The following is a 19840-nucleotide window of genomic DNA, read 5'->3' on the forward strand; positions in this document are numbered from 1 at the left end:
GTCTACCTTCCGGTCCGGCTCGGGCGTTTGCGGAGGTTCGCGGCGCGGGCGCGGCGGCGCTCACCGCGCGCGGCGACGTCTTCGGCGGCTTCGGCGGGCGCGGCGGCCCCGGCCGCGGGGGCCGCGTCCGGCTCGCCGAGCAGCGTGACGAACTCCGCGATGGTCGGTTTCTCGAACAGGCTGGCCGGGGCGAGCTCGACGCCGAACTCCTTGGCGACACGGCCGATCAGCACCAGGCCGATCAGCGACGTGCCGCCGAGGTCGAAGAACGGGTCGTGCACGCCGACCTCTTCCAGGCCGAGGCAGTCGCACCACGCGGCGGCGACGCGTTCCTCGGCGGGTGTGCGCGGCGCGACCAGCGCGGTGCGCAGGTCGGGGCGCGGGTAGCGCTCGCCGGAGGGGACCGCGGCGTCGGCGCCGACCAGCGCGTCGACCGAGCCCATCCGGGCCAGGGCGGCGAGGACGTCGGTCAGCGGCAGCGGCAGCACCGTCACCTGGGACTCGCCGGAGGCGACGATCCGCGAGAGCAGTTCGGTGCCTTCTTCGGCGCCGATGCCGAACTCCTCGCGGAACCGCTTGGAGCCTTCCTGCGCCTCCGCCGAGCCGGACAGCCCGGCCGAGGTCCACGCGTCCAGCTGCCACGGGCCCCACGCCACCGACACGACCCGCTCGGCCGCCTTGCCGGAAGCCGACTCGACGGCGGCGAAGCCGTCGAGGAAGGCGTTGGCCGCGGAGTAGTCCGTCTCGCCGACCCCGACGGTCAGGGTGACCGTCGAGGAGTACAGGACCAGCAGCTCGACCGGGTCGACGCGCAGCGCTTCGGCGAGGGCGAGGGTGCCGTCGATCTTCGGGGCGAGGACGGCGGCCGCCTGCTCGCGGGTCTTGTTCTGCAGCAGGCCACCGCCGGCGATGCCCGCCGCGTGGATCACGCCGTCCAGGCCGCCGAAGTAGCCGCGGACCTCGGCCAGCAGCGCGGCGGCCTCGCCGGGGACGCTGACGTCGGCCTTGACGGTGAGCACGTCGGCGCCGAGGGCCCGCAGGTCGCGGACGGCCAGCAGCACGGTGCTCGTGCGGTCGTCGACGCCGTGCTCGCGGATCCAGTCGTCCCAGGTGTCCTCGGGCGGCAGCGCGGTGCGGCCGGCCAGCGCCAGGTTGACGCCCAGCGGCGCGAGCCGCCGGGCCAGCGCGAGGCCGAGGACACCGAGGCCGCCGGTGACGAGGTAGGTGCCGCCGGGTTTCCACGCGCTCGCGTCGTCGACCTCGGGCAGCTGGACGACGTCGTAGTCGCGCACCCACCGCCGCCCGCGGCGCCAGGCGGCGACCGCGACACCGTCCACGGTGTCCACTGTGGACGCAGCGAGCAGGTCGAGTTCGTGCAGCGCCTGCGTCGCGACGTCGCCGTCGAGGTCCGCGTACTGGGCGCGGACCAGGGGGTATTCGGCGGCGATGGCGTCGGTCATGGCGGCGATGGTCGGCGCGAACGGGTCGGTGGCGTCCCCGCCGAGCACGTCGTACCCGCCCCGGCCGAGGGAGAGCAGCTCGACACGGCGGCCGCTGGTCTCGGCGCCGATGGCCTTGCCGAGCCACATCAGGCTGTAGAAGCCGGCCTCGAGGTCGGTGCCGGTGAGGCCGTGCGCGTGCACGATCCGCAGCGGCCCGTCGCCCTTCGCCTGGGCGAGCACCCGGCGGTAACCGTCCACATCGGACGGCTCGATCCCGGCCCGGGTGACGTGGTGCCCGGCGGCTTCGGCGGCGGCCTCGAAGCCGTCGAGGGTGCCGAACAGGATGATCTCCCCCGGGGTGGCGGGGCCGCGGCGGGTGCTGTCGCGGCGCCAGGTCGGGGTGTGGGCGGCGAGGCCGTCCTTGACCGGGGCGGCGGGTTCGGCGGTGGCCTGGCCCGCGGTCATCTGGGTCATGGACCAGCCGCTGCCGCGCGAGGAGACTTCGGGCCAGTAGCGGATGCGCTGGAAACGGTAGGCCGGCAGGCGGACCAGCCGGCGGTCCGTGTTCGGCCAGGTGATGGGGACGCCGTGCTCCCAGAGAGCGCCGAGCGCGGCGAGCCAGGCTTCGCGGCCGGGCTCGGGTTGCAGCGAGACGGCGGGCGTCTGGGAGAGGTAGCGACCGGCGGCCTCGGCCCCGGCGTCGCCGAGCCCGGCTTCGACGAGGACCTCGGCGTAGCGGGCGAGGGCGAGCAGGCCGTCCTCGAAGCGGTCGTCGGAGATGCGCCAGTGGGCCGGATCAGCGGCTTCGGCCGCGGTGAGGAGCTCCCCGGTCCGCGGGGAGATGACGGGAATGCGCCCCAATGTGGCCTTGGGTGCGTCAGACGCACCGAAGGCCGCCTTGGGTGCGTCTAACGCACCGAAGGCCACATTGGGTGCGTCTAACGCACCGAAGGCCACATTGGGGCGCTTGGGGCCAGGACCGCCGAGGGTGAGTTCGACGCCTTCGGCGAGGGTGAAGAGCCCGCCGGCGACGGCGGCGACGTGCTCGCCGGTGCCGCGGCCCAGGATGACGGCGGGTTCGAGGCCCCAGGCCGCGAGCAGCCGGGTCAGGGCGTACTCGGCCGCGAAGGTACCGGCCCGCTCGTCCGCGGACAGGTCCGTCAGGGACGCGACCTCGTCGATCGCCGCCTGGAAGGCCGGTTCCGTGCGGTACAGCTCGTCCGACCACGTTCCGTGCGTCCCGGGCAGCAGCAGCCCGAACCGGCGTCGGTCCGTCACCGCCGAGCCGCCGTTCACCTCGCGCAGCGCGGTGATCGCGTCGGTGGTGTCACGCACCAGGACCGCCTTTCGCAGCGGCAACGCACTGCGCCCGGCCTGCGTCGTGAAGGCGACGTCGGCCAGCTCGAGCTCCGGGTGCTCGGAAAGGTGGTCCGCCAACGCCGAAGCGTTCGCGCGCAGCCCGGCCTCTCCCTGCCCGGACACGGTCAGCAGCTGCCACTCCGGACCGGGCACCGGCGCCGGAGCGGGCGCGGCCGCGTCGAGGACGAAGTGGACATTCGATCCCGACCAGCCGAACGAGCTCACCCCGGCCCGCAGCACCCCGGCAGAATTCGCCGGGAAGGGGCGAGAACCCGGCACCGGACGCACCGGCCCGTCCACCGTCACCACGGAGTTGGGCGTGCTCATGTGCAGGTTCCCGGGCAGGGTCGCGTTCTCCAGCGACAGCACGGTCTTGATCAGGCCCGCCATCCCCGCCGCGGCGAGGGTGTGCCCGACGTTGGACTTCACCGCGCCCACGAACAACGGCTCCGGAGCCGACCGCTCGGCGAAGATCTCCTTCAACGCCGTGAACTCGATCGCGTCACCCAGCTGCGTGCCGGACCCGTGCGCCTCGACGAACCCGATCTCGTCCGGCGTCACCCCGGCGTCGGCCAGCGCCGCGCGGATGACCGCGTTCTGGGCCGCGCGGTTGGGGGCGGTGAGGCCGTTGCTGCGGCCGTCCTGGTTGGTCGCCGAGCCGCGGATGATCGCGCGGGCCCGGCCGCCCGGGTTGATGTCGGCCGCGCGGCGCAGCACCACGACGCCGCCGCCTTCGCCGATGACGTAACCGTCGGCGGTCTCGTCGAACGTCTTCGTGCGGCCGTCCGCCGCGAGCATGCTCATCTTGCAGGACTGGATGAACACGTCCGGGTTGATCATCGCGGACGTCGCGCCGACGATCGCGATGTCGCACTCGCCCCGCCGCAGGCTCTGCACGGCCAGGTGCGCCGCGCTCAGCGCCGACGAGCACGCCGTGTCGACCGTCAGGCACGGGCCGCGCAGGTCCAGCAGGTGCGCGATCCGCCCGGCCGCCGCGGACAGCGAGCTGCCGAGACCGAAGTACGGGTCGTCGGCCGCGTCGATGCCGTCGGCCTCCAGCTGCCGCATGCTGTACTGCATCGTGTCGATCAGCCCGGCGAACACGCCGGTGCGGCTGCCGCGCAGCTCCTCGGCGGTCAGGCCGGCGTCCTCCAGGCCTTCCCAGACCAGCTCCATGAGCAGCCGGAACGAGGGGTCGAGCCGCCGCGCCTCCTGCGGCGAGAGGCCGAAGAACCCGGCGTCCCAGCCGGCGAGGTCGGAGACGAACGCGCCCTGCTGTGTGTACGCCTTGCCCGGCGCGGTGCGGTCGGGGTCGTAGTAGTCGGCGGCCGTCCAGCGGTCCGGCGGCACCTCGCGCACCAGGTCCTTGCCCTCGACGAGGTTCGTCCAGAACTGCTCGGGTGTGTCACTGCCGCCGGCGAACCGGCACGACAGCCCGACGACGGCGACGTCCTGCCCCGCGGCGGCGGTCTTGCCGGTCACGACCGGCCGGTCGTCCCGGGCGCCGGGCGCGAGCGAAGCCAGCAGGTGCGCGGCGAGCGCTGCCGGGGTGGCGTAGTCGAACACCATCGTGGGCGGCAGGCCCAGCCCGGTCTCGGTGTTGATCCGGCCGCGCAGCTCGATCGCGGTCAGCGAGTCGATGCCGAGCTTGGTGAACTGCTGCCCGGCCGGAACGCCGTCGGTGTGCCCGAGCACGGCCGCCGTGTGCGTCTGGACCAGCTCGGTGACGACACGCTCGCGTTCGGCCTCGGGCAAGCCCGCCAGCCGGGTCCGCCATGCTTCCGCGGCCTCCGCGCCTTCCTCGGCGCGAGCCGCTTCGGCCTCGGCGATCGCGACGACCTCGGGCAGGTCGGCCAGCAGCGGGCTCGGCCGCAGCGCGGCGAACGGCGGCGCGAACTTCTCCCAGGTCAGCTCGGCGACAGTCAACGCGGTCTCGTCGCGATCCAGCGCGTGCCCGAGCGCGACCAGCCCGGTCTCCGGCGCCATCGCCGGGACACCCAGACCGCTCAGCAGCTCGTCGAGGTCCGCGCCGACCCCCATCCCGACCTGACCCCAGCGTCCCCACGCGATCGACGTCGCGGGCAGCCCCTGCGCCCGCCGCCGCTGGGCGACGGCTTCGAGGTGCGCGTTCGCGGCGCCGTAAGCACTCTGGACGGCGTTGCCGATGGACGCGGCGATCGACGAGAACAGCACAAACGCGTCCAGGTCGAGGCCTTCGGTCAGCTCTTCGAGGTTGCGCGTCCCGGCGACCTTCGGGCGCAGGACGTTCGCGTAGCGCTCACGGTCCATCGACTCGACCAGGCCCAGTTCGAGGACACCGGCGAGGTGGAACACCGCGCGCAGCTCGTCGCGGATCGGCTCGATCACGGCGGCCAGGGCGTCGCGGTCGGCGACGTCGCAGGCGGCGATCGTCACGCGGTCCCCGGCGAGCTCCTTCGCGCCCGCCGCGTCCAGACCTTGGCGGGACACGAGAACCACGTGCTCGGCGCCGTGGTCGAGCAGCCAGCGCGTGACCACCCCGCCCAGGCCACCGGTACCGCCGGTGACGAGCACAGTGCCACGCGGCTGCCACGAGCGCTTCGGCTCGCTGACCTCGGCGTGCGCAAGACGACGGCCGAAGGCGCCGGACGCGCGGACGGCGACCTGGTCCTCCCCCCGCGGGCCGGTGATGACATCGCGCAGCAGGGTGACGGCCCGCTCCCCCGGCTCGGCCGGGACGTCGACCAGGCCACCCCAGCCCTGCGGGTTCTCCAGGGCGGCGGCGCGGCCGAAGCCCCACAGCTGGGCCTGGGCCGGCGCGTCGGGCGCGTCGTCCGGGCCGGTCGAAACGGCGCCGCGGGTCAGCGTCCACAACGGACCCTGCGGGTCACACGCCGCCAGCGCCTGGACCAGGGTCATCGTGGCCTCGGCGCCGAAAGACAGGCCGTCGGTCTCGGTCTCGTCGAGGGCCAGCAGGGAGAGAATGCCGTCGAAGTGCTCGTCGGGCAGCTCGACGTGGCCGGGGCGCTCGAGGACCAGGCGCTCGACGTCGCCCAGGGCGTCGGCGGCCGCGTCGATCCAGGGGTGCTCGCCGGGGGCCGTGACGAGCAGCCAGCGGCCCGGCGCAGCCGACGCCACAGGTGTGAACGGCTGCCAGCGCACGTGGTAGGCCAGCGCGTCGGCCTCGGCGGACAGCGAGCGGGCGCGGCGGTAGCGGGTCAGCGCGGGCAGGACCGTCCCGAGTGGAGCGTCCACATCGGACAGCTTCAGCTCGGCGGCGAACTCGCCCAGGTCACCGCTCTCGACGACCGACCAGAACCGGCCGTCCTCGGCGGCCACTGTGGATGCACCGGGGTCTTCGAGCCAGAAGCGCTTGCGCTGGAACGGGTACGTCGGCAGGTCGACACGACGGGCGCCGCTGCCGGAGAGGTAGGCGGCCCAGTCGACGCGCGCGCCGTGGGCGTGCAGCTGACCGAGCGCGGTGACGAGGGTCTGCGCCTGGTCGCGGTCCTTGCGCTGGGCCGCGGCGAAGACGGCGTCGTCCGGCCGCACCGAACGGCCCATCGGGGTGAGCGCGGCGTCCGGGCCGACCTCGAGGAACGTCGTCGCGCCCTGGGCGTGCAGGGTCTCGACGGCGTCGGCGAACCGGACGGTGCCGCGCACGTGCTCGGCCCAGTAGGCCGGGTCGGTGAGCCGGTCGGCGAGCTCGCCGGTCAGCGTCGAGACGACGGGGATCGTCGGCTCGTGGAAGGTCAACGTCCGCGCGAGGGCGGTGAACTCGGCGAGCATCGGCTCCATCAGCGCCGAGTGGAACGCGTGCGACACCGAGAGCCGCGTCGAACGGCGGCCGGGGAACTTCTCGGCGACAGCCAGGGTCGCGGCTTCGGCCCCGGACAGGACCACCGCACGCGGGCCGTTGACGGCGGCGAGCGCGACGTCGCCGGAGAGGTGCGGGCGGACCTCGTCCTCGGTGGCTTCGAGGGCGAGCATCGCGCCGCCCTCGGGCAGCGCCTGCATGAGACGGCCGCGGGCGAGCACCAGCTTCGCCGCATCGTCGAGGGACAGCACCCCGGCGACGTGCGCGGCGGCCAGCTCGCCGATCGAGTGCCCGGCCAGGAAGTCCGGCGTGACACCCCAGGACGTCACCAGCCGGTAGAGCGCGACCTCGAACGCGAACAGCGCGGGCTGCGCGAACTCCGTCCGGTCGAGACGGGCGGCGTCGGCGCCGAAGACGACGTCACGGACACCGGGCAGGTGCGCGCAGACCTCGTCGAACGCCGAGGCGAACACCGGGAAGACCTCGTGGAGGCGGCGGCCCATGCCGAGCCGCTGCGCCCCCTGGCCGGTGAACAGGACGGCCAGGCGGCCGCCGGTGTCGCTGCCGGTCGTGGTCCCCGCCTCGCCGGCGGCCAGCGCTCGCAGGCCCGCCGCCAGTTCGCCGCGGTTCGTGCCGGTGACCACCGCCCGGTGCTCCAGCGCGGCCCGGCCGGCGACGAGCGAGAGCGCGACGTCGACCGGCTCGGCACCGGTCTCATCCACAGTGGACAGCAGAGCAGCAGCCTGCGCCTTCACCGCCGCGGGAGAAGCTCCCGAAAGGACATACGGAACCACCGGCGGCGCAACAACCTCACGCTCCGAAGCAGGCTCGTCGACCGGCTGCTCCAGGATCACGTGCGCGTTGGTCCCGCTGATCCCGAACGACGACACCCCGGCGCGGCGCGGCCGGTCGGCCGCCGGCCACTCCCGGCGCGAGGCCAGGACTTCGACCGCCCCGGCGGACCAGTCGACGTGCGGCGACGGCTTGTCGACGTGCAGCGTCGCGGGCAGGACGCCGTGCCGCATGGCCTCGACGACCTTGACGATCCCGGCGATGCCCGCCGCGGCCTGGGTGTGCCCGATGTTGGACTTCACCGAGCCGAGCCACAGCGGCGTCTCACGATCCCGCCCATAGGTGGCGAGCAGGGCCTGCGCCTCGATCGGGTCACCAAGCGCGGTGCCGGTGCCGTGCGCTTCGACCATGTCCACGTCCGAAGTGGACAGTCCGGCGTTCGCCAGCGCCGACCGGATCACCCGCTGCTGCGAGGGACCGTTCGGCGCGGTGAGACCACTGGACGCGCCGTCGGAGTTGACCGCGCTGCCGCGGACCAGCGCCAGCACCGGGTGGCCGTGGCGACGCGCGTCGGAAAGCCGTTCCAGGACGAGCATCCCGGCGCCCTCGGCCCAGTTCGTGCCGTCGGCCGCGGCCGCGAACGGCTTGCAGCGGCCGTCCGGCGCGAGGCCGCGCTGCCGCGAGAACTCGACAAACGCCCCGGGCGTCGCCATCACCGTGACACCACCGGCCAGCGCCAGGGTGCACTCCCCCGACCGCAGCGCGCGAGCCGCGAGGTGCAGCGCGACCAGGGACGACGAGCACGCCGTGTCGATCGACACCGACGGCCCCTCCAGGCCGAGCGCGTACGACACGCGCCCCGAGACGACCGAGCCCGAGGTCCCGATGCCGAGATACCCCTCGTGCTCCTCCGGCAACGCCGTCAGCCGCGACGCGTAGTCGGTGAAGCCGACGCCCGCGAACACGCCGGTCGCGCTGCCCTTGAGCGACGCAGGGTTGATGCCGGCCCGCTCGACCGCCTCCCACGCCGTCTCCAGCAGCAGCCGCTGCTGGGGGTCGGTCGCCTCCGCCTCACGCGGCGAGATGCCGAACAGCTCGGCGTCGAACTCGGCCGCGTCGTGCAGGAACCCGCCCTCGCGGACGTAGCTGGTGCCCGGCTTGGACGCGTCGAGGTCGTGGATCGCGTCGGTTTCCCAGCCGCGGTCCGCCGGCCACGGCGAGATCGCGTCGACACCACCGTCGACCACGTCCCACAGCTGGTCCGGGGTGCGGACCCCGCCGGGGAACCGGCAGCTCATCGCGACGATCGCGACGGGCTCGGTCTCCTTCTCCCGCGCGTCCGCCAGCTCGCGGCGGCTCTCACGCAGGTCGGCCGCCATCCGCTTGAGGTAGTCGACGTACTGCTCTTCCGAAGGCATGGGTCACGGCTCCCGAGGGGCTGGAGGGCGGGTCAGCGCGGGCCGAACTCGTCGTCGATCAGCGCGAGGAGGTCGTCCGGGGACGCGGCTTCGAGGTCGGCGGTGGCGAGCGCGGGCTTCTTCGCCGCCCACGCCGACACCAGCCGCTTCAGCCGGTTGTCGATCTCCGCGTCGGCGGGGTCGGCGCCGTCGAGGAGGGCTTCGAGCCGGGTGATCTGCTCGGTCACCGCGGCCGCGGGGCCGGTCTCGGGGGCGAGCTCGGCCTGCAGGTACTTGGCCAGCGCGTCGGGCGCCGGGTAGTCGAAGACCACGGTCGTGGGCAGGCTCAGCCCGGTCGCGGCGGCCAGCGCGGCCCGGAACTCGACCGCGGTCAGCGAGTCGAAGCCCAGGTCGAGGAAGCCGCGCGCCGGGGCGATCGCGGCCGGGGTCGGGTGCCCGAGCACGGTGGCGGCGTGCCCGCGGACCAGGTCGAGCAGCGTGCGTTCCTGCTCGGACCCGGCCTGGCCGGCCAGCTTGCGCCGCAGCTCCCCGGCGTCGGCGGCCGCGGCCCGGCGCCGCACCGCGGGCACCAGGTCCCGCAGCACCGGCGGCAGCAGCCCGGCCCCGGCGGCCGCGGCGAGCGCGGCCCGGTCCAGCTTCACCGGCACCTGCGCCGCGACGTCGGTGGTCAGCGCCCGGTCGAACAGCGCGAGGCCTTCGTCGAGCGACAGCGCGGGGAAACCGGTGCGGCTGAGGCGTTGCGCGGCCGCGGTGTCGAGCGCGCCGCCCATGCCGTCGGCCCAGCGGCCCCAGGCCAGCGAGCGGGCCGGCAGGCCGAGGGCCCGCCGGTGCACGGCCAGGCCGTCGAGGAACGCGTTCGCCGCCGCGTAGTTGGCCTGTCCCGCGTTGCCGAGGACCCCGGCGGCCGAGGAGAACAGGACAAACGCGGCGAGTTCGTGGCCCTTGGTCAGCTCGTGCAGGTGCCAGGCGGCCCCGGCCTTGGGCGCGAAGACACCGTCGAGCCGCTCCGGCGTCTGGGCCTCGACGAGACCGTCGTCGAGGACACCGGCCGCGTGCACCACGCCGGTCAGGCGCGGAATCCCGGCCAGCAGGGCCTCGAGGGCACCGCGGTCGGCGACGTCGCAGGCCACGACCCGGGCGCCGAGTTCGTCGGCCAGCTCGGCCGCGCCGGGCGCGTCGAGCCCACGACGGCTGGTGAGCACCAGGTCGGTGACGCCGTGGTTCCGCACGAGGTGCCGGGCGATGTGGGCGCCGAGCCCGCCGGTGCCACCCGTGACCAGCACGGTGCCGCCGGCCAGCTCGGGCGCTTCGGTGACCGGACCGCTGACGGTCGCCAGCTTCGGCACGTACGCCTGGCCGTCCCGCAGCAGCAGCTGGCCTTCGCCGGTGGCGAGCGCGCGGCCCAGGGCCGCGGTGTCGCCGTCGCCGTCGACCAGGACGAACCGGTCCGGGTGCTCCGACTGCGCCGAGCGCATCAGACCCCAGACGGCCGCCGCGGCCGGGTCGGCACCGTCCTCTTCGGACAGCCCGGTCGCCCCGGCGGTCAGCACGACCAGACGGCTTTCGGCGAACTTCGGCTCGGTGAGCCACTCCTGCACGGCAGCGAGCACTCCGGCGAGGTCACCGTCCGATTCGGACACTTCCAGCACGACCGCGTCCGGGACCTCGTCACCGAGGTCTTCGCGACGCGTCCACGTCGTCTCGGCGGTGCCGAGCGCGACCGGCGTCCAGGCCGGCCGGTGCAGGTGCTCCTGCTCGGAGCCCGTGACGGCCGGGCGTTCGCCGAAGGTGATCTCGGCGGACAGGACCGGCTCGCCGGAGACGTCGAAGACGGCCAGCTTGCCGTTCTCCACCCGAGCCCGGACCGTGGTGGCGCCGGTGGCGTGCAGGGTGACGTTCCGCCAGGCGGCGGGCCAGCCGTGCTCGGCCAGCAGCAGGTCCAGCAGCTCGGGGTGGAGGCCGTAGAGCTGGGCGGTGTCGTCGGACGCGCCGGGCACGGTCAGCTCGGTGAGCGGGCCGTCGACGACCGGCGCCGGGGCGGGCGTGCCGACCAGGAAGCCGGTGGCGTGCCGCTGCCAGTCCTGGCCACCACGGGTGTGGATCGAGACCGGGCGACGTCCGCCGGCTTCCGGTCCGACGGCGACCTGGACCTCGCGGTCCCCGGCCAGCGGCCCCTCGACGGTCAGCTCGGCGATGGTGCCCGCGCCGACCTCGTCGCCGGCGCGGATGGCCAGCTCGACGAGCAGCGTGTCCGACGGCTCGGCGGGCAGGACGCCGGTGCACAGCACCGAGCCGTCCCCGGCCGCGGTGACCGCGCTCGCCAGCACGGGGTGGCCGAGGCCACCGGCGGCGCGGGCCACGGCGGGCTCGCGCAGCCAGAACCGCTCGTGCTGGAAGGCGTAGGTCGGCAGGTCGACCACCTGGGGCCGGGCGGGGGCGTAGAACGCCGTCCAGTCGACGTCGACGCCGACGACGTGCAGCCGCGCCAACGCCGTGACGGCTGCCGTCGGCTCGTCGTGGTCCGCACGCAGGGCGGGAATCGCCGTGCCCGCGTCGGCCGCCATCGCCGACAGCACGGCGTCCGGGCCGATCTCCAGGAACGTCGTCACACCTTCGGCCTTCAGCGTCGCGACGGCGTCGGCGAACCGGACCGGCTCGCGGACGTGCCGGACCCACTGAGCCGGGTCGGTCAGGTCGGTGCCCGAGGACACCACCGGGATCGACGGCGCGGCGTAGGTCAGCTCACCGGCCACAGCGGCGAAGTCGTCGAGCATCGGGTCCATCAGCGCGGAGTGGAAGGCGTGCGAGACGTCGAGGCGCTTGACCTTGCGGCCCTGGGTTTCCAGGGCCGCTGCAGCGGCGAGCACCGGCTCCTCGGCCCCGGACAGCACGACCGCCTGCGGGCCGTTGATCGCCGCGATGCTGACGTCGGCGAACTCGGCGACCTCGGCTTCGGACGCCTGGACCGCGACCATCGCACCGCCCTCGGGCAGCGCCTCCATCAGCCGTCCGCGCGCCTCGATCAGCTTGGCCGCATCCGCCAGGGACAGCACCCCGGCGACGTGGGCCGCGGCGATCTCGCCGATCGAATGCCCGGCGACAAACGCGGGCCGCACGCCCCACGACTCGTAGAGCCGGAACAGCGCGACTTCGAGGGCGAAGATGGCGGGCTGGGCGAGCCCGGTCCGGCCGAGCGCGACGGCGTCGTCGACGTCGCGCACGGCCGGGAGCAGTTCGGCGATCTCGTCGTAGGCCGCCGCGAACGCCGGGAAGGCGGCGTACAGGCCGCGGCCCATCCCGGCCCGCTGGGAGCCCTGGCCGGTGAAAAGGAAGGCCAGGCGGCCCGGCGCGGTCTCGCCGGTCACCAGGCGCGCCGACGTCCCGCCCGCGGCCAGCGCCTGCAGCCCGGCGGCCGGGTCGCCGACGACCACCGCGCGGTGAGCGTGGTGCGTGCGGGTCGTGGCCAGTGAGAAGCCGACGTCCGCCGGGGCGTCCACAGTGGACAGCAGGCGCGAAGCCTGCGCGGTGAGGGCAGCCGGGGTGCGGCCCGAGATCGGGTACGCGGCCACGGGCAGCGGCCGCGTCGGCTCGGGTTCGGCCGCGGCCGGCGCCTGCTCGAGGATGACGTGGGCGTTGGTGCCGCTGATGCCGAACGACGACACCCCGGCGCGACGTGGGCGGCCGGTCTCCGGCCACGCCTCCTGCGTGCCGAGGAGCGTGATCTCACCGGCTTCCCAGTCGACGTGCGGGGTCGGCTCGTCGAGGTGCAGGCTCGCCGGGACCACACCCTGGCGCATGGCCTCGACCATCTTGATGATCCCGGCAACACCCGCCGCGGCCTGCGTGTGCCCGATGTTGGACTTCACCGAGCCGAGCAGCAGCGGCCGCTCACGGCCCTGGCCGTAGGTGGCCAGCAGGGCCTGGGCCTCGATCGGGTCGCCCAGCGGCGTCCCGGTGCCGTGCGCCTCGACGACGTCCACAGTGGACGCCTCGACCCCGGCATTGGCGAGCGCCGCACGGATGACACGCTGCTGCGACGGGCCGTTGGGGGCGGTCAGGCCGTTGGACGCGCCGTCCTGGTTGACCGCGGATCCGGCGACGACGGCCAGGACGTGGTGGCCGTGCCGGCGGGCGTCGGAAAGCCTTTCCAGCACGAGGATGCCGACACCTTCGGCCCAGTTCGTGCCGTCGGCCGCGGCCGCGAACGGCTTGCAGCGGCCGTCCGGCGCGAGGCCGCGCTGGCGGGAGAACTCGACGAACATGTCCGGCGACGCCATCACGTTGACACCACCGGCCAGGGCGAGCGTGCACTCCCCCGACCGCAGCGACTGGGCCGCGAGGTGCACGGCGACCAGCGACGACGAGCACGCCGTGTCCACCGACACCGCGGGGCCTTCGAGGCCGAGCGCGTAGGCGACACGCCCGGAGATGACACTGCTGAACGACGCCGTGCCGAGGAAGCCCTCGACCTGCTCGGGGATGGCGCTCAGCCGCGAGACGTAGTCGTTGGACAGCGCGCCGGCGAACACCCCGGTGCTGGTGCCGCGCAGCGACGACGGGTCGATGCCCGCCCGCTCCAGGGCCTCCCACGCCGTCTCCAGGACCTGGCGCTGCTGCGGGTCCATCGCGAGGGCTTCGCGCGGTGAGATGCCGAAGAACTCGGGGTCGAAGTCGCCCGCGTTGTAGAGGAACGCGCCTTCGGAGGCGTACGTCGTGCCGCGGTGGTCGGGGTCCGGGTGGAACAGGGAGTCGAGGGGCCAGTCTCGGTCGGTCGGGAAGTCGCCGACGCCGTCACGGGCTTCCGCCACGAGCTGCCACAGCTCGCTCGGCGAGGTGACGCCGCCCGGGTAGCGGCAGCCCATGCCGACGATGACGATCGGGTCGTCCGGGGAGGAGCCGGCGCCGGCCGCGCTGGGGGCGACCACGGCCGGGGCCGGCTCCTCGGTCCCGATCAGCTCGGCGCGCAGGAACGTGCCCAGCGCGGCGGGCGTCGGGTGGTCGAAGACGAGCGTCGCGGGCAGCCGGAGGCCGGTCGCGGCGCCGAGGCGGTTGCGGAGCTCGACCGCGGTGAGCGAGTCGAACCCGATTTCGTTGAACGCGCGGGTCGCGGCGATGCCGGCCGCGTCCGCGTGGCCGAGGACCTGCGCGACTTCGCGGCGCACCAGGTCCAGCAGCAGTTCGTCCTGCTCCGCGCCGGGCAGGCCGGTGAGCTTGCGGCGCAGCTCGCCCGCCTGCTCGGCGGTGGCCGTCTTGGCCTTGCCGCGGGTGGACCCGCCGACCAGCGACCGGATGAGCGGCGAGATCGGCGCGTCGCTGCCGCGCACGGTGGCGCGGTCGAGCTTCAGGCCGAGCAGGACGGCGTGGTCGACGGAGACCGCGCGGTCGAACATCGCCATGCCCTCTTCGGGCGCGATCGGCGGGAACCCGCTGCGGCGCATGCGTTCCTCGCCCGCGTCACCCAGCTCGCCGCGCATGCCGCCGGACCACAGGCCCCACGCGACGGACTGCGCGGCCTTGCCCTCGGCGCGGCGGCGCGCGGCCAGCCCGTCGAGGAAGGCGTTGGCGGCGGCGTAGTTGCCCTGGCCCGGGTTGCCGAGCACCCCGGCGGCCGAGGAGAACGTGGCGAACCAGCGCAGCGGCAGGTCCGCGGTCAGCTCGTGCAGGTGCCAGGCGGCGTCGGCCTTCGGGTACAGGACCCGGTCGAGACGCTCGGGGGTCAGGGTGTCGATCGGGCCGTCGTCGAGGACGCCGGCCGCGTGGATCACGCCGGTCAGGTTCGGGATCCCGGCTAGCAGCGTGGCGACGGCGTCGCGGTCGGAGCTGTCGCACGCGGTGACGGTGACGTTCCCGCCGAGCCCGGTCAGCTCCTCGGCCAGCTCGGCCGCGCCCGGGGCGTCCGGGCCGCGACGGCTGGTCAGCACGAGGTCGCGGATGCCGTGCTCGGTGATCAGGTGCCGCGACAGCATCGCGCCGAGGCCACCGGTGCCGCCGGTGATGAGGACTGTCCCGTCGGGACGCTTCGGGATGGTCAGCACCAGCTTGCCGATGTGCTTGGCCTGGCTCAGCAGCCGGAACGCCTCGGGCGCGCGCCGGACGTCCCAGACGCGACGCGGCAGCGGCTCGAACGTGCCCGCCGCGAACAGCTCGAGGACCTCGGTCCACATGCGGGAGAACTGCTCCGGCCCGGCTTCGATGAGGTCGTAAGGCCGGTAGTGAACGTCGTTATACACCGCCGCGACCTCTTCGGGGTCGCGCAGGCCCGCCTTGCCCATCTCGAGGAACCGGCCGCCGCGCGGCAGCAGCCGCATGGACGCGTCGACGAAGTCGCCCGTGAGCGCGTCGAGCACAACGTCGACACCGCGGCCTTCGCTGGTCGCGAGGAACTGCTGCTCGAAGTCGAGGGTGCGTGAGTTGGCGATGTGGGCGTCGTCGAGCCCGGCCTCGCGCAGGATGTGCTGCTTGGCGGGGCTCGCGGTGCTGTAGACCTCGGCGCCGAGGTGACGCGCGATCTGGATGGCCGCCATGCCGACACCACCGGCGCCGGCGTGGATCAGCACGCTCTCGCCCGACTGCAGCCCGGCCAGCTCCTTCAGCCCGAAGTAGGCGGTGAGGAACACGAGCGGCACGGACGCGGCTTCTTCGTCGGTCCAGCTGCCGGGGATCCGCGCACACATCGACCGCTGGGCGGTGGTGATCGTGCCGATGCCACCGATGGCGACCCCCATGACGCGGTCGCCGGGGGCGAGATCGTCCACTTCGGACCCGACCTCGAGGACCACGCCGGCCACCTCGTTGCCGAGCGGGCCGGGCTCGCCGTCGAACATGCCGAGCACGTTGAGCGCGTCACGGAAGTTCAGGCCCGCGGCCCCGACGGCAACGCGGATGTTGCCGGGCGCCAGGGGTTCCAGGGCCTGCGGGCACGGCTCCAGCCGCAGCTCCTCCAAGGTGCCGCGCCCGGCCATGCCGAGCCGCCACGCGGGTTCGGCGGGCGGGACCAGCTCGTCCGTGCCCGGCAGCGGGCCGAGGCGCAGCGCGGAGAAGACGCCGTCGCGCAGGGTCAGCTGCGGTTCGCCGGTGGCGATGGCCGCGGCGACCTCGGAGTCGGAGAGATCGCCGGTCTCGGTGTCGATGAGGAGCACGCGGCCGGGCAGCTCGCTCTGCGCGGACCGGCCCAGGCCCCAGACCGCGGCGGCGGCCGGGTCGACCCGGCCGGTGGTGGCGTCGGCGGTGACGATGACCAGCTTGGCGTCGGCGAAGCGGTCGTCGGTCGACCACTGCTGCAGGACGGCCAGGACCTCGCGGGTGGCGAGCCGGGCGCTCTCGGCGGCGTCGTCCGGGTCGGTGAGCACCGGCAGGACGACCACCGGCGGCACGTCCCCGCCGCCGAGGCGGCCGTGGAAGGACCAGCCGACCGGCTCGGGCTCGGCGGGCGTCGGCAGCGGCGTCCAGTCGAGGCGCCACAGCGCGTCCAGGCCCGGCGTCGACGCGGTGAGCGGGCCGGCGGTGAGCTCGCGCAGGGTCAGCGAGCCGACCGTGGCGACCGGCGAGCCGGTGCCGTCGGCCGCGCGCAGGGTGACCGCGCCGGACGCGTCCCGCGTGATGCGCAGCCGCAGCTGGGACGCGCCGGTCGCGTGCAGGGCGACGTCCTGCCAGAGGAACGGCAGCTGCGCGCCGCCGCCCTCGCCGGTGAGCAGGCCGATCGCGTGCAGGCCCGCGTCCAGCAGGGCGGGGTGCAGGCCGAAGCGCTCGACGTCGGCCTTGCCCGCGTCCTCCGGCAGCGTGGTCTCGGCGAAGATCTCGTCGCCGAGGCGCCAGGCGTGCGTGAGGCCGCGGAAGGTCGGGCCGTACTCCATGCCCGCGGCGGCGAAGGCCGGGTAGACGTCGGTGAGGTCGACCGGGGTCGCGTCCCGCGGCGGCCACGCGGTCAGGTCGAACCCGGCGGCCGGGGCCGTCGGGGCGAGGGTGCCGGTGCCGTGCAGGGTCCAGGATCCCTCGCCGGCGCGGGAGTAGACGGCGACGGCGCGGCGGCCGCTCTCGTCCGGCCCGGCGACGGCGACCTGGACGTCGAGGGCTCCGGCCAGGACCATCGGCTCGCGCAGGGTCAGCTCTTCCAGGTGGGCGCACCCGGCTTCGTCCCCCGCGCGCAGGGCCAGCTCGACCAGCGCGGTGCCGGGCACGACCACCGTGCCGCCGACGGCGTGGTCGGTCAGCCACGGGTGGGTGGACGGCGAGATCCGGCCGGTCAGCACGACCCCGGCGCCGTCGGCCAGCGTCACGGACGCGCCGAGCAGCGGGTGCCCGGCGTCGGCCAGGCCCAGTCCGCTCGGGTCGCCCGCGCTGCGGTTGCCGCGCAGCCAGTAGGTGTCACGCTGGAAGGCGTAGGTGGGCAGGTCGATCGTGCGGGCGCCGGTCCCGGCGTAGAAGGCCGTCCAGTCGACGCGGGCGCCGCGGACGTGCAGCTCGGCCAATACGGACATCGCGGTCAGTGCCTCGTCGCGATCGCGCCGCAGCACCGGGACGGTCAGCACACCCTCGGCGGGCAGCGTCCGGGCGGCCATCCCGGCCAGCACCGAGTCCGGGCCGATCTCGACGAACCGGGAAACGCCCTCGCCGCGCAGGAACTGGACGCCGTCGGCGAACCGGACCGGCTGCCGGACGTGCCGCGGCCAGTACCCGGGGACGGTAACCTCGTCCGGCCCGGCCAGCCGACCGGTCACATTGGACACGACCGGGATCGTCGGCGGGTGGTAGGTCATCTCCTCGGCGATGGCGCCGAACTCGGCGAGCATGCCGTCCATCCGCGCCGAGTGCGACGCGTGGGAGATGTTGAGCCGCTTGGTCTTGCGGCCGCGCTCGGCGAACTTCGCGGACAGGGCCTCGGCGACGGCTTCCTCACCGGAGATGACGATCGAGTCGGGCGCGTTGAGGGCGCCGATGGCGAGGCCGTCGGTCAGCTCGGCCGCGACCTCCTCCTCGGTGGCCTGGATGCCGATCATCGCGCCACCGGGCGGCTGCGCCTCCATCAGGCGGCCGCGGGCGGTGATCATCCGGGCGGCGTCGGCGAGGTTCCAGACGCCGGCGACGTGCGCGGCGCCCAGCTCACCGGCGGAGTGGCCGACGACGTAGTCCGGGCGCGCGCCCCAGGACTCGTACAGCCGGAACAGCGCGACCTGCAGAGCGAACATCGCGGGCTGCGCGTAGGTCATCCGGTCGAGCAGCGACTGGTCGTCCCCGAAGACGATGTCCGCCAGCGGGCGGTCGAGGTGGGCGTCCAAAGCCGCGCAGGCCTCGTCGAACGCCGTCCGGTACGCGGGGAACGTGTCGTACAGCTCGCGGCCCATGCCACAGCGCTGGGCGCCCATGCCGGAGAACAGGAACGCGGTGCGCCCGTGCAGCGGCTCGCCGGTGACCACACCGGGCGCGGGCTCGCCGTTCGCGAGCGCGATCAGCCCGGCCTTGAGGTCTTCCGCCGTGCGGCCGACGACGGCGGCCCGCGTCTCCAGCGCAGTGCGTGTGGTGGCCAGCGACCAGCCGAGGTCGAGCGGGTCGACGTCGTCCACAGTGGACAGCAGGGACCGAGCCGCACCTTGCAGCGCCGCCGGACCGCGAGCCGAGAGCAGCCACGGCTGGACGGCGGGCGGCGTCCGGTCCTCTTCGGACTCTTCGGACGGGGGAGCCTGCTCCAGGACGACGTGCGCGTTGGTACCGCTCATGCCGAAGGACGAGACACCCGCGCGGCGCGGCCGTTCGACGGCAGGCCACTCCCGCCGTTCGGTGACCAGCCGCACCGCACCGGCGGACCAGTCGACGTGCGAGGTCGGCTCGTCGACGTGCAGCGTCGCGGGCAGCACACCGTGGCGCATCGCCTCGATCATCTTGATGAGCCCGGCCGCCCCGGCCGCGGCCTGGCTGTGGCCGATGTTCGACTTGATCGAGCCCAGCCACAGCGGCTCTTCGCGCTCCTGGCCGTAGGTGGCCAGCAGGGCCTGGGCCTCGATCGGGTCGCCCAGGGTGGTGCCGGTGCCGTGGGCTTCGACGGCGTCGACGTCCGCGGCGGTGAGCTTGGCGTTGGCCAGCGCGGCGCGGATGACCCGCTGCTGCGACGGCCCGTTGGGCGCGGTGAGGCCGTTGGACGCGCCGTCCTGGTTGACCGCGGAACCACGGATCACCGCGAGGATGCGGTGGCCGTTGCGCTTGGCGTCGGACAGCCGCTCGAGCAGGAGCATGCCCGCGCCCTCGGACCAGCCGGTGCCGTCGGAGCCCTCGGCGAAGGCCTTGCACCGGCCGTCCGGGGCCATGCCGCGCTGGCGGGAGAACTCGACGAACGTCTCCGGCGTCGCCATCACCGTGACACCGCCGGCGAGGGCGAGCGAGCACTCCCCCGACCGCAGCGCGTGCGCGGCGAGGTGCACCGCGACCAGCGAAGACGAGCACGCCGTGTCGATCGTGACGGCCGGGCCCTCCAGGCCGAGGGTGTAGGAGATCCGGCCGGACAGCACGCTGTTGGACGACCCGGTGCCGAGGAAGCCTTCGACCTCTTCGGACACCCCGTCGAACCCGGACACGTACTCGCTGCGCATCGCGCCGGCGAACACCCCGGTGCCGCTGCCCTTCAGCGACACCGTGTCCAGGCCCGCCCGCTCCAGCGCCTCCCAGGTGACCTCCAGCAGCAGCCGCTGCTGCGGGTCCATCGCCAGGGCCTCCCGCGGCGAGATGCCGAAGAAGCCCGCGTCGAACTCACCCGCGTCGTGCAGGAACCCGCCCTGGTTGCTGTAGGTGGTCCCGCGGTGCTCGGGGTCCGGGTGGTACAGCGCCTCGGTGTCCCAGCCGCGGTTGTCCGGGAACGCCGTGATGCCGTCGCCGCCCTCGGCGACCAGGTTCCACAGTCCCTCGGGCGAGGTGACACCACCGGGGTACCGGCAGGCCATGCCGATCACGGCCAGCGGCTCGGAACCGCTGTCCTCGGCCTCCTGCAGCCGTCGCCGCGTCTCGCGCAGCTCGGCGGTCAGCCGCTTGAAGTACTCGAGCGTCCG

Annotated in this window: 2 protein-coding genes; both read right to left on the minus strand. The window is 74.4% G+C overall.

Features of this window, described 5'->3' with window-relative positions; genetic code table 11:
- Window positions 1-2: 2 nt before the first annotated feature.
- A complete protein-coding gene (locus ACZ61C_RS34840) occupies window positions 3-8807 on the minus strand; it encodes a type I polyketide synthase (RefSeq protein WP_465312144.1) in 8805 nt (2934 codons plus the stop codon).
- Window positions 8808-8839: 32 nt separating this feature from the next.
- A complete protein-coding gene (locus ACZ61C_RS34845; RefSeq protein ID WP_465312351.1) occupies window positions 8840-19744 on the minus strand; it encodes an SDR family NAD(P)-dependent oxidoreductase in 10905 nt (3634 codons plus the stop codon).
- Between the last annotated feature and the right edge of the window lie 96 nt (window positions 19745-19840).

This window comes from Amycolatopsis sp. NPDC104587 (assembly GCF_055583645.1).

Coding starts and splice junctions, on each gene's coding strand:
- ACZ61C_RS34840 (WP_465312144.1), bottom strand. CDS start 8,807: ATGCCTTCGGAAGAGCAGTACGTCGACTACCTCAAGCGGATGGCGGCC.